The organism is Roseivirga sp. AWQ4_251 (genome assembly GCF_056158225.1).
The window spans coordinates 2,971,905-2,984,397 of record NZ_JBSWSW010000001.1 but is presented as its reverse complement, the minus strand read 5'-3'; the positions used below and the strand labels follow the sequence as shown (position 1 = coordinate 2,984,397).

Below are 12,493 nucleotides of genomic sequence, written 5' to 3'. Positions count from 1 at the left end.
AATTATTTTTAAAGTTAAAATAATTAAAAAATATATATTGTGATAATTTTTGTAGAAATTTATATTTAAGTATGAATTCAGGTCGTGTTTTTAACAAAAAAAGCAGCCTTTTCAGACTGCTTTCCTTTAATTTTTATTCGGTTTGTTCTTAATTAATTCAATGAAGCTAGCTTGTCTTCCAAAACCTTAATTTTGGCTTCGGCATCGGCTTGTTTTGCTTTTTCATTGGCGACTACCTGTTCAGGTGCTCCACTTACAAAGCGTTCGTTGCTCAGCTTTTTCATTACAGAATTTAAGAAGCCTTTGGTGTATTCTAGTTCTTTCTGAATTTCCTCTTTTTCCTTTTCGACATCGATGGAACCTTCAGGCATTGGAACGAAGAACTCGTCAGACTTAATGACAAAGCTTAAAGCTCCTGCTACTTTATCTGAAGTGAAATGGACCTCACTTACATTCGCTAATTTCTGAATGATATTCACAAATGGTTCGTAAGCATCAGCTTGCTCTGATTTAATGTATAACTCAAATGCTAGCTTTGGAGAAAGCCCTTTGCTTGTTCTCAAGTTTCTGATTTGAGAAACCAACTCAAATACGATTTCCGATTGCTTGTTCAGGTCATCATCTGAGCCACCAATGATTGGCCAAGCCGATACAATAATGTCTTGACTTTCGGCTCTTTCTCTCAGATTGCTCCATATTTCTTCAGTAATGAAAGGCATGAAAGGATGAAGTATCTTCATGATTTTTTCGAAGAAGTTGAGCGTAACTTCATAAGTGGCAAGGTCGATAGGTTCACCATAAGCAGGTTTTACCATTTCGAGATACCAAGAACAGAAGTCGTTCCAGATCAGTTTGTAAGTGGTCATCAGAGCATCAGAAAGTCTGAATTTGCTGAAGTGGTCTTCGATTTCGGCCAAAGCTGCATTGAACCTTGAATCGAACCAACGAACTGCAGTTAAATTCTCTGTGCCTTTTGAATCGCTACCAACTTCCCAGCCTTTTACCAAGCGGAAGGCGTTCCATATTTTATTCGCGAAGTTTCTGCCTTGCTCTACCAACTTCTCATCAAAAAGCAGGTCGTTTCCGGCAGGGCTAGAGAAAAGCATTCCCGTTCTCACACCATCCGCGCCAAATTCTTTAATCAAATCCAAAGGATCGGGTGAGTTCCCCAATGATTTGGACATTTTTCTGCGTTGCTTGTCGCGTACAATTCCTGTTAAATACACGTGTTTGAAAGGCTTCTCATCGGTGTATTCATAGCCCGCAATAATCATTCTGGCTACCCAGAAGAATAGGATTTCAGGAGCGGTTACTAAAGTAGAAGTAGGGTAGAAGTAGTCTAACTCTGCATTCTTTCCTTTAATGATTTTGCCAGTTTCTTTATCGAAATATTCATCATCAAAGCCATTGAAAACCGCCATTGGGAAAAGCCAAGATGAAGCCCAAGTGTCCAAAACATCAGCGTCTTGTTTTAAGGCTTCAGCTGTTAAATTGGTATTCCCAGATTTGGTTTTTGCCAGTTCAAGAGCTTCTTCAAGGGTTTCTGCAACTACATAATCATTGTCGCCTTCACCAAAGAAGTAAGCTGGGATTTGTTGTCCCCACCAAAGCTGACGAGAAATACACCAATCCCTCACGTTTTCCATCCAGTGGTTGTAGGTATTCTTGAATTTAGAAGGAAGAAGCTCTACTTCATCGTCCATCACCACCTTGTGCGCAGTTCTGGAAATTTCCTTCATTTTGATAAACCACTGCAAAGAAAGTTTCGGTTCAATTACCGTGTCAGTTCTTTCAGAGCGACCTATGCGCGTTGTAAATTCTTCAAAACCCAGATAATAGCCAGCTTCTTCCAAATCTTTCACTATTACTTTTCTGGCTTCGAAACGCTCCATCCCTACATATTTAGGCACACCGCAGTTTTCGTTCAGTTTCCCATCAAAGCCGATGGTGTCAATGATTTCAAGGTTATGGCGTTGGCCAATTTCGTAGTCATTAGGATCGTGAGCAGGTGTAACTTTCAAGCAACCTGTACCGAATTCAATTTCTACATAATCATCCGCAATGATTGGGATTTCGCGGTTTACAAAAGGAACAAGCGCCTTTTTGCCAATCAAATGTTGGTAACGCTCGTCTTTTGGATTTACAGCAATGGCCGCATCGCCCAAAATGGTTTCAGGACGTTGTGTGGCAATAATTACTTTCTCATCGGAATCTTTAATGCTGTATTGGAATTTATAAAGCTTAGAAACTTCATCCTGATCAGCATAAATAACTTCTTCGTTCGAAACTGTAGTTTGTGCTTCCACATCCCAGTTTACCATGCGAAGATCTCTATAGATATATCCTTTTTTGTATAAGTCTACAAAAACGCGGATAACGGCTTTGTGGTAACCCTCATCCATGGTGAAAGCCGTTCTATCCCAATCGCATGAAGCTCCAAGTTTCTTCAGCTGTTCTAGAATAATTCCACCGTATTTTTCTTTCCATTCCCAGGCATGCTCCAAAAACTCATCCCTAGTTAGGTCTGATTTTTTGATGCCTTTTTCGCGAAGCATTTTCACCACTTTGGCTTCCGTAGCAATAGAAGCGTGGTCAGTTCCTGGCACCCAACAAGCCTCTTTACCTTCCATTCTGGCCTTTCTGATTAAAACATCCTGAATGGTATTGTTGAGCATGTGGCCCATGTGAAGAACACCCGTAACGTTTGGTGGAGGAATGACTATGGAATAAGGCTCTTTTTGCGGATTAACTTTCGCATGGAAATAGCCCTTGGCCATCCAATGTGCATACCATTTGTCTTCTACCTCGTTGGGATTATACTTCGTTGAAAGTGACATGTAAAATGAATTCTGAAATTGAGGGGCAAAAATAGGGGTATTACTTCTAAGTTCTAGGCTCGAAGTGTCAAGATTGCAGAAAATGCCTTATGACGTTTGGTTTTTGAGTGAGAAGGAGTGATAAATCAATCAACTTTGATCGATTTCCATTCGGATTCGCCAATGGTTCGGGTAGTTATTGTTTATGCGATGACCGATTCTTTTGGCCCACCCCAAACCTTGGTTTTGATAGGTGATGAGGTTGAAGCCCTCGTTCATCCCTTCAAAATCGAAAGAGTCTTTCCGCAGAAAACGAAGAGCATCTTCAAGCTGACAATCATAAGTTGAGAAACTTTCGGCTTTGATAATGGTGGATAAAGCCAAAGCTGGTTCAAAAACAGGCTTGTTTTTTTTGATGGCGGCTACATTCAGCCCTTCATAAACAATGGACAGCTTGTCGTTGATCTCGTGAATTTCCTTTTTCCAGATTTGAGGAATGGCAATCACCGTTTCATTGTGCTTTATAAAAGAGAACGCTTCAGCTTTGTGAATATAGTTTTCTATGAGTTCTTCTTCTTGTTTGCTTGCATAATTCGGTTGCTTTCTCTGCTTCTTGATTTTTTTAAAGCTTCCTTCAGATTTTTGAACTGCCGCGATAAAAAAACCTTCGCCTTTTACATGATGAGGATAAGCATGAAATCCCTGAATTCTATTTACTGTATTGGCTCGAAACCCCCATTCTTCGGGAAGAGAAAAGGATATTCCTGTAGCACCCATTTCTTCGCTCAGCCATTTCAGGTTCTCTTCATTTTCTTCTTCGTTATAGGTGCAGGTACTATAAATCAGAATTCCGCCAGGTTTTAAGGCTTCCCAAATGTTGGAAAGAATCCGCTGTTGACGTTGGCAGCACAGGCTCACATTTTCTGACGACCATTCATTCATTGCTTCAGGGTCTTTTCTGAAAAGTCCTTCTCCCGAACAAGGAGCGTCAACCACAATTAAATCGAATTGAATGTTCAGATTTTCAAAGTGCGAGGGGTCATTATTCGTAACAACGGCATTCGGATAACCCCACTTCTGAATGTTTTCAGCAAGAATATTCGATCGGTGACGAATCACTTCATTGCTTACCAAAAGACTGTCATCATTTAGCAAGCTTAGTAGGTGAGTAGATTTTCCTCCCGGAGCAGCACATAAATCTAAAGCCAGAATTGGCTCACTGAGATCAACCGTCTGTTTTACCACTTCTTCCAAAACCATAGAACTCGCCTCTTGCACATAATATGAGCCTGAATGAAAAAGTGGATCAAGTGTAAACACGGGGCGTTCGTTCAAATAAAGCCCCTTTTCTGCCCAAGGAATAGCCAAACTATTCTCGAAATGGGCCGTTTGTTTTCTGGGGTTTTTCCGCAAACTAACAGGAGAAGGTTCTTGCAGAGCTTTTTGAAAATGGTCAAAATCATCTTCAAGTTGAATTTTCATTCGGCTTTCAAAAAGGCTTGGGAGTTTCATTCAGAATGATCAACGGTGGGCGGCTAAATTAATCAATGATCACTACCTTTGAATAGAGTAAACTTAATTTTTATGGAAATAGAAGCAAATAATCCAAAGCTAAAATCATGGGTATCGGTGCCAGAAGGCTCTGACTTTCCAATTCAAAATCTGCCGTTTGGTGTTTTTCAAACCGAGTATTTAAAACCTGGTGCAGGCGTTGCCATTGGAGATTTTGTATTGGATTTGACCTACTTGTATGAGAATGGTTTTTTTGATGGTTTAGGATTGCCAGCCGGAATTTTCAATCAAGCTTATCTCAATGATTTTATGGGATTGGGAAAAGCAAAAACCAGCACAGTTAGAAACAGGATTTCGGAGCTTTTGAATGAGGAAAACGAAGAGCTTAGAGATAATTTAGCGGCTAAAGAATTAGCATTGGTGCCTATGGAGGAGGTTGAAATGCTCATGCCTGTTCGAGTGCCAAATTATACTGATTTTTATTCTTCTGAAGATCATGCTCGAAATGTGGGCACTATGTTTCGTGACCCTAAAAATGCCTTAATGCCGAATTGGAAACATTTGCCAGTGGCTTATCATGGTAGAGCATCTTCAATTGTGGTTTCAGGAAAGGATTTCCATCGACCAAAAGGACAAACCAAAGCTGATGATGCTGAAATGCCATCGTTTGGGCCTTGCCGATTGTTGGATTTTGAATTAGAAATGGCTTTTATCACTTGCAAGGAAAACCCCTTGGGTGAACCTATTTCCGCAGAAAAGGCTGCTGACTACATTTTTGGTTTTGTTTTGTTGAACGATTGGTCTGCTAGAGATATTCAAAAGTGGGAATACGTTCCGCTTGGGCCGTTTTTGGCTAAGAATTTTGCTTCTCATATTTCACCTTGGATTGTTACGATGGATGCCCTTGAGCCTTTCAAAGTGGCAGGGCCAAAGCAAGATCCTGAGGTTCTTCCTTATTTAAAAACCAAAGGTGATTTGCATTATGACATTAGACTTCAGGTAGGTGTTAAGCCAGAAAAGGCTGATGAAACTGTTGTGAGCAATTCAAATTTCAAATACATGTATTGGAATGTGAATCAGCAATTGGCACATCATACAGTTAATGGTTGCAACATGCAGGTTGGTGATTTATACGGATCGGGAACGATCTCTGGGCCAAAACCAGAAGAGTTTGGGTCGATGCTAGAAATTACATGGAGAGGGGAGAATCCGTTGAAAATGGCTGACGGTACCGAACGCAAGTTTATCCAAGATGGGGATACCGTAATTATGCGTGGTCATGCTGAAAAGGATGGCGTAAGAATAGGTTTTGGAGAAGTTGCCGCTAAGGTTTTGCCAGCCAGATGACATAACGAATTTTGAAGGAGGGCGTATGCAGGGCAAATGCAAGTTTTAAACCAATAAAAACGCTATGAAAAAATCAAAAACGAAATCCGTAATTTCTTGGATTCTGCGCCTTGTGGCCGCCCTAATTATGCTTCAAACCCTATATTTTAAATTTACAGGAGCAGAAGAATCGATTTATATTTTTTCTACTCTAGATATGGAACCTTGGGGCCGCTACCTCGTTGGAACTGTCGAATTGATAGCTGGTGTCGCATTGCTGACCAAATGGTATGGTTTGGGAAGTTTGCTTGGAATTGGAGCCATGTCGGGAGCCATTTTCTTTCACCTTACCAAGCTTGGAATAGAGGTTCAAGGTGACGGAGGTTATCTTTTTGCTTTAGCGCTCACAGTGTTCGTAAGTTGCGCGGTAATTTTGATTTTAAATTTTAAGGAAATAAAGGCGCTTCTGCTTCCAAACAAATCATAAAAGATAGTGTTAGGAGAGGCAGAATGCCAGCCGTCTTTTTCATTCATATATGACAATAGATCCTAAGGAAATCTCGACAGGAAAGCTTCATGGCTTAATGCTAGGCACCATTGGACCGCGTCCCATCGCTTTTGCAAGTACGGTTGATACTGAAGGAAATGTGAATTTGAGTCCGTTTAGCTTCTTTAATGTGTTCGGTTCAAATCCTCCAACTTTAGTCTTTTCGCCTGCTCGAAGAGTTCGAGATAATACAATAAAACATACTTTAGAGAATGCCCAAGCTACAAAAGAAGTAGTCATTAATGTGGTGAGCTACTCTATTGTTGAGCAAATGTCTTTATCCAGCACCGAATATGAGCGTGGTGTGAATGAATTCATCAAATCAGGCTTAACGGGAGTTCCTTCTGAAAAAGTTACTCCACCTAGAGTAGGCGAGTCAGTAGCTGCATATGAATGTGTAGTGAAAGATATCATTGCTTTGGGAGAAGAAGGCGGAGCAGGTAATCTTATCATTTGTGAGGTTGTTCATATGCATATCAATGATGAGATTCTTGATGAAAACGGAATGCCTGATCCCTTCAAAACTGATTTAGTCGGGCGAATGGGAGGCGATTGGTATTGCAGAGCAAACGAGAATTCCTTGTTCGAACTTCCAAAACCAAACCGAAATTTAGGAATCGGTTTTGATCAAATTCCGGAAAGAATACGTAACAGTATTGTGCTTACAGGCAACAATTTGGGCAGGTTGGGCAATATAAGTCAGTTGCCAAGCGATGAGGAGGTTTGGGCTTTTGCATCGCAACCTGAAATAGAAGAAATAAAAACTCGTTTTAAAAATGACCCGGAGTCAATGGAAGAACAATTTCATCAATTGGCGCAAGGGTATTTACAAGAAAATGAACTCGAAAAAGCTTGGTTAACTTTATTGCAAGCTTAGGAGTTTGTTACCCATAACAACAAATCAAATAGAAATGAAAAAACTACTTATTGTATGTGCATTAGTGTTTGTAGGTCAACAGGCATTTTCACAGAACATCGCTTTCGGTCCAAGATTTAGCTTATTGTCTACCAACATGAATTTGAAAGACAATGCAGCTCAGGTAAAAGAAGGAGATGCAGAATTTGGATATCAGTTTGGTGTATTCTTGAGGTTCAACGCGCTTGGCTTATATGTTCAGCCTGAAGTGCTTTTTACGGATACTCAATCTAGTGTTACTGTAGATCAAAGCGGTGCTCAAAATGTTAAGCTTGGCTTCAACAAAATTGACGTTCCGGTTATGATTGGTTATAAATTTGGTCCACTTCGTTTAAATGCTGGTCCTACTTTCAGTTTTCTTACAAAGGCTGAGCAAGAAGGGCTTACAACCACAATACAGGATGTGAAAGATAATTATGAAGACTTTACTTTAGGCTACCAAGCTGGTGTTGGAGTGGATTTGTTAAGGTTCTTGATCGATGTGAAATACGAAGGAAACCTGAGTACATTTGGTGATTCAATCGGAGGCTTTCAAACCGACCAAAGACAAAGCCAATTGGTTTTTGGCGTTGGCTTTAAGCTGATTAAATAAGAAATCGTAAAAATGAATTTTGAAAAGCGGCTTCATTTATGGAGCCGTTTTTTTATTAGTTCGATGTTAAAAAGAAAGGAAGCTTATAAAGCTTCCTTTCTTTTTTTGTTGGCCTTTTTAGTGGCTTCTACATTCTTTTCAATTCGGTGACCTGGGCGGCTCCATTTTGCTTTTTCGTTTTCAGCTGGAGTCATTTCGTCAGGGTGTACCGGTGTTGGTTTTGCACCTTTCGCATATGGTTTCATAGGCTGAAGTCCTAAAATGCCAAATAACTCCATGTCCTCATTCACATCTGGATTTGGAGTAGTCAACAATTTATCTCCTGCAAAGATTGAACCTGCACCTGCCAAGAAACAAAATGCTTGACCTTCTTTGCTCATTTCAGTACGGCCAGCAGAAAGGCGGACTGTGGTTGAAGGTAAAACAATTCGTGTGGTAGCAACCATTCTGATCATATCCCAAATCGGCACGGTTTCTTGCTCTTCTAGCGGAGTTCCTTCAACGGCAACAAGCGCATTGATAGGCACAGATTCAGGTTGTGGGCTAAGAGAAGCCAGTGCCACTAGCATTCCGGCTCTATCTTCAATAGATTCTCCCATTCCAATGATTCCTCCAGAACAAACAGTTACGTTTGTTTTGCGCACGTTTTCCAAAGTTTTCAAACGGTCTCCAAAACCACGTGAAGAAATGATTTCTCCATAATATTCTTCCGAAGAATCAAGGTTGTGATTATATGCGTAAAGACCTGCTTCGGCCAATCGTTGAGCTTGGTTTTCTGAAAGCATACCCAAAGTACAGCATACTTCCATGTCCAACGAATTAATGGTGCGAACCATATCAAGCACCTGATCGAATTCAGGGCCATCTTCTACGTTTCTCCAGGCAGCTCCCATACAAACTCTTGATGAGCCTGACGATTTTGCTCTTAAAGCCTGCGCTTTAACCATATCCACCGTCATTAAATCATTGGTTTCAATGTCGGTATGGTATCGGGCAGCTTGTGGGCAATAGGCGCAGTCTTCAGGGCAGCCTCCTGTTTTGATAGAAAGTAAAGTACTGATTTGTACTTCTCTTGAATTATGGAATTGGCGGTGTATTGTTGCGGCTTCGTATACAAGCTCTAGAAGTGGCTTGTTATAAATGTCGATGATTTCCTCTTTCGTCCAGTCGTGTCTGATCTCACTCATTCGTCATGCAATAGATAAGTGGGCAAATTAAAGAGGTTCGGGGGCAACTGCAATAAGCAATTTCTTTATTTGTTGATTTTGGAACAAGCCAACTGACCTTTGAAGTAAAAAAGGCTGTTTTTCAATGATTGGGAAAGTCTATCTTTGCTGCCATGAACGGAATTTACTTACTGCTGGGGACTAACCTGGATAATAGAGAAAGAAATTTGCAATTGGCCAAAGAACATTTAACAGCCAATCAAATCATTATCAAAAAGGAATCTTCCGTTTATGAGACCGCAGCTTGGGGGTTAGAAGATCAGCCTAGTTTTTTAAACCAAGTGCTAGAAGTAGATAATCCGTGGAGGCCAGAGAAATTGCTTTCTCTTGTAAACAAGGTAGAAGCAGAGCATGGGTAAAGTCAGAAATGAAAAATGGGCTGAACGCCTAATCGATATCGATATTCTTTATTTTTTCGATAGAATTATTGACTCGCCAGAGCTGAAAATTCCTCATCCTGAAATTGCGAGTAGAAGATTTACCTTGGCGCCTTTGGCTGAGATAGCCGCAAATGAAGTTCATCCAGTTACTGGTTTAAAGCAAGTTGAAATGTTGGATGAATGCCCCGATTTACTTCCCGTAACCAAACTATAAGTTCAATTAAAAAGTAAAGGCATCCAGATTTCTGAATGCCTTATTAATTCTTTCGGAATAAGCGTCAAATACCACACTTCCAAATGGGCTGATTTTCTCCAAAACCTTGTTCGTAGAACATTTGCTCGGAAGTAGCGCCACCCAAACTTAAAGAAGTAGGAAGCCCTTCATTGTTGTATTCGTATTCATAAGAGCACGGATTGCAGGATATGTCCAACGTTCCAGTGTAATCTTTTGCTTCCATTCTCTTGATATTGTTAAGAGAAGAACTTTCTGGCGCTTCAATAAAGTATGGATTGGCCAATCTGTAATTTGGGTGATCATCATAAGAGTAAAAGAACTCAAATCGTAACTGATCCTCATTGTCTAAATGTTGAACCTTAGTAAGGTTTCCATTTTCCCAACTTAGTTTTTTAGTGAATTGATCCTGAGTGTCTGGGTATTTGTAGACAATGGTTGAAGGCAGGGCATTATCGCCATAGGTTGGTTCGATAATAAGGTTCAAAACAAACTGACTATTCTCGAAATAATACTTTTTGATTTGGGTAATCTCATTATTTAAATTGTAAGCCACCGTTATTTTGTCTGTGAATTCCCCGTTGTAATAGTGAAAGGCTTCAGTAACCATGTCTCCGCTATAAAAATATTTCCACTTGGCAGTTTCAGTGTTTATCGTGCTGTTAACCTCTTTTACTCGGTTATCATCATTATAGGAAAATGTGATGTACTGATCGCCTTGTTGGATTGCTGCTAAACGAGTGTCTTCAAAAGGAGGATCGATGGGGTCGGGTTCTTCTTGAGAGCAACCTATGATAGCTAATGCCAAAAATAATAAGCCTAGTAACTTTTTCATCAGATATGATTGTTTAAGGTTTTCAATATTGGTTTCGGCTAATTTGACACAGGTATTTTTACAAAGGTTGTAAAGAGTGGAAAAGCTGGAAGAGAGGAGAAAAAGTCTTGGCTATTCCTAGAAGTAAAATAGCCAAGAATTGAAATTAATATTGATGGAAAGCGTCAGACACAAATTCGAGCACTACAGGTAAGGACTTACGCCAGTAGGTCCATGTATGGCCACCTTGTCTTACTCTATATTCGTGTGGAATCTCCTTTTTGCGCATCGCAACATGGGTTAAACTATTTCCTTCATAAAGGAAGTCATCATCACCGCAATCGATAAACCAACGGATGGATTTAAGTGCTTTTAGGTCTCCTTTTTCTATCAGAGAAAGCGTATTGTGCTTTTCAAAATAAGTTTGAGCCTCAGCAGGATTATAACTTACGTTTTGCCTGTCCAAGCCTGATTTAAACTGATCGAAGTTTAATGGGCCAATGTAAGCGCTTAAAGGGCATGCCGAAGAAAAGAGCTCAGGATGGTGCATGGCATACATGAATGTACCTCCGCCACCCATGGAGAGTCCAGCAATGGCTCTAAATCTTTTTTCACTTTTTATTCTGTATTCCTTTTCAACGTAAGGCATCAATTCTTCAAAGAAAAAGTCTTCGTATCGCCAATCTCCTTGAAGGTTGTTGAAGTAGCCTCTTTGGCCAGTGTTTGCATCCGGCATCACAATAATCATTGGCGTTGCTTTGCCTTCGCTAATGGCTTTATCGGTTATGCTCAGCACTTCACCGAACTGTACCCAGCCTGTTTGGTCATCTCCAGCACCGTGGAGGAGGTAAAGGACAGGATAACTTCTTTCCGAAGTTTCATAATCGGGCGGTAAGTAAATGGCGAACTTTCGGTCCATTTTTAGGATAGAACTGTTAATGGAAAGGTTATCGTAAACTTTTCCTCTTTGGGCCATTGCCGAAACTGAAATCAGTAGACAAATTCCCATCATTAATGAGCGCGTTTTCATTATTCCATAGATTTAAAAATGAGAAGAGGCAAATGATTTTGCCTCTCGAAACTTGTTTATACTTCTTTTTTCATTCGCTCCAATAGAGCTTTTGTTTTCTTAATGCCTTCTTCTGGACTTAGGTTGTTGCCTTCGTATTCAATGCCTACATAACCTTTAAATCCTGAGTTTTTGATAATCGTGAACAACTTCTTGTAGTCGTAATTAACCTCGTTTCCTTGATTATCGAAGTCGAAAGTTTTGGCACTAACACCCTTGGCGTATGGCATGATTTCTTTTGTGCCTTTATAAACATCGTAAGCTTCTAGGCATTCGTATTTTGGCCCTCTTTTCAAGCAAAAATTGCCAAAGTCGGGCAAGGTTCCGCAGTTCTTCATGTCTACTTCGGCCATAACTTCAGAAAGCCATCCACCGTGAGATGAAAATCCACCATGTGGTTCAATAATTACATTGATATTGTGATCTTTTGCAAAATCACAAAGCTTCGACATTCCTTGAATTGCCGCTTTTTTCGAGGCTTCATAATCACCATTTCCATGTGCATTGACACGAATGGCATGGCAGCCCAAAAATTCTGCAGCTTCAATCCATTTATAATGGTTTTCGATAGATGCATTCAGCGCTTTTTGGTCAGGATTGGCCATGTCACCCTCGCCATCAATCATAATCAACACGCTTTTTACACCTTGATCGGCAGCGCGCTTTTTCATTTCATTCAGGTAGTTTTTGTCCTTGGCCTTATCCTTAAAAAACTGATTTACATATTCAATGGCTGAAATATCAAACTCCGTTTTTGCTCTTTTTGCAAAGTCCAAGTGATTCATTTTGCCAGCAAAAAGGTCATAATTAAAGCACCATTGTGCTAATGAAATATCAAAATCAAAATTGGGTTTGGTGGCGGCTAAAGCCGAGCCTCCAACTAGAATTCCCGTGGTGGCTAAAGCCGTTTGTGTTAAAAAATCTCTTCTGGTGCGTTTCATTCCATGTGTGATTTGATGTGCATGGAATTTGGTTAAAACTGAAGTAATAACCAATAAGAAATTTTCCTGTGGTTAATTGATTATTGAACTGAAAACGCTGGAAGTAGGATTTTGAGGATAAA

At 40.2% G+C, this 12,493-nt stretch carries 12 protein-coding genes; 6 read left to right on the top strand and 6 right to left on the bottom strand.

What is annotated here, in order from left to right; all coding sequences use genetic code 11:
* Positions 1-152: 152 nt before the first annotated feature.
* A complete protein-coding gene (locus tag ACXACJ_RS13055; RefSeq protein WP_475134876.1) occupies positions 153-2,837 on the bottom strand; it encodes a valine--tRNA ligase in 2,685 nt (894 codons plus the stop codon).
* A 129-nt stretch (positions 2,838-2,966) separates the two neighbouring features.
* The gene (locus ACXACJ_RS13050) at positions 2,967-4,328 is read right to left on the bottom strand and encodes a methyltransferase RsmF C-terminal domain-like protein (RefSeq protein WP_475134875.1); all 1,362 of its coding nucleotides are present in this window, start codon (positions 4,326-4,328) and stop codon (positions 2,967-2,969) included.
* A 72-nt stretch (positions 4,329-4,400) separates the two neighbouring features.
* On the opposite strand from ACXACJ_RS13050, the gene fahA reads away from it, so the two are divergent.
* From fahA to ACXACJ_RS13030, 4 genes are all read left to right on the top strand, one after another.
* Positions 4,401-5,675 (top strand): fumarylacetoacetase, encoded by a 1,275-nt coding sequence (fahA, locus tag ACXACJ_RS13045; protein WP_475134874.1) that lies wholly within the window; start codon positions 4,401-4,403, stop codon positions 5,673-5,675.
* Positions 5,676-5,739: 64 nt separating this feature from the next.
* Positions 5,740-6,141: a DoxX family membrane protein gene (locus ACXACJ_RS13040; protein ID WP_475134873.1), complete on the top strand. Its 402-nt coding sequence runs from the start codon at positions 5,740-5,742 to the stop codon at positions 6,139-6,141.
* Positions 6,142-6,190: 49 nt separating this feature from the next.
* Positions 6,191-7,078 carry a flavin reductase family protein gene (locus tag ACXACJ_RS13035; RefSeq protein ID WP_475134872.1) on the top strand — a complete coding sequence of 296 codons (888 nt, stop codon included), beginning with the start codon at positions 6,191-6,193 and terminating at the stop codon, positions 7,076-7,078.
* A 34-nt stretch (positions 7,079-7,112) separates the two neighbouring features.
* Positions 7,113-7,709: a porin family protein gene (locus ACXACJ_RS13030; RefSeq protein ID WP_475134871.1), complete on the top strand. Its 597-nt coding sequence runs from the start codon at positions 7,113-7,115 to the stop codon at positions 7,707-7,709.
* A gap of 83 nt (positions 7,710-7,792) precedes the next feature.
* Here ACXACJ_RS13030 and bioB read toward each other — a convergent pair whose 3' ends face one another.
* Positions 7,793-8,896 carry a biotin synthase BioB gene (gene bioB, locus ACXACJ_RS13025; RefSeq protein WP_475134870.1) on the bottom strand — a complete coding sequence of 368 codons (1,104 nt, stop codon included), beginning with the start codon at positions 8,894-8,896 and terminating at the stop codon, positions 7,793-7,795.
* A 128-nt stretch (positions 8,897-9,024) separates the two neighbouring features.
* Here bioB and folK (ACXACJ_RS13020) point away from each other — a divergent pair, with 128 nt between their 5' ends.
* Positions 9,025-9,294 carry a 2-amino-4-hydroxy-6-hydroxymethyldihydropteridine diphosphokinase gene (gene folK, locus ACXACJ_RS13020; RefSeq protein WP_475134869.1) on the top strand — a complete coding sequence of 90 codons (270 nt, stop codon included), beginning with the start codon at positions 9,025-9,027 and terminating at the stop codon, positions 9,292-9,294.
* On the top strand, positions 9,287-9,529 hold the full coding sequence (folK, locus tag ACXACJ_RS13015) for a 2-amino-4-hydroxy-6-hydroxymethyldihydropteridine diphosphokinase (RefSeq protein ID WP_475134868.1): 243 nt from the start codon (positions 9,287-9,289) through the stop codon (positions 9,527-9,529). The genes folK (ACXACJ_RS13020) and folK (ACXACJ_RS13015) overlap by 8 nt, the downstream gene beginning before the upstream one ends.
* 64 nt (positions 9,530-9,593) lie before the next feature.
* Here folK (ACXACJ_RS13015) and ACXACJ_RS13010 read toward each other — a convergent pair whose 3' ends face one another.
* The 3 genes from ACXACJ_RS13010 to ACXACJ_RS13000 all read right to left on the bottom strand — a co-directional run bounded on the left by ACXACJ_RS13010 (position 9,594) and on the right by ACXACJ_RS13000 (position 12,371).
* Positions 9,594-10,382, bottom strand: a complete 789-nt coding sequence (locus ACXACJ_RS13010) for a hypothetical protein (RefSeq protein ID WP_475134867.1) — start codon at positions 10,380-10,382, stop codon at positions 9,594-9,596.
* 145 nt (positions 10,383-10,527) lie between these two features.
* Positions 10,528-11,391, bottom strand: coding sequence for an alpha/beta hydrolase (locus ACXACJ_RS13005; protein WP_475134866.1), 864 nt, complete (start codon positions 11,389-11,391; stop codon positions 10,528-10,530).
* 56 nt (positions 11,392-11,447) lie between these two features.
* Positions 11,448-12,371 carry a sugar phosphate isomerase/epimerase family protein gene (locus ACXACJ_RS13000; RefSeq protein WP_475134865.1) on the bottom strand — a complete coding sequence of 308 codons (924 nt, stop codon included), beginning with the start codon at positions 12,369-12,371 and terminating at the stop codon, positions 11,448-11,450.
* Between the last annotated feature and the right edge of the window lie 122 nt (positions 12,372-12,493).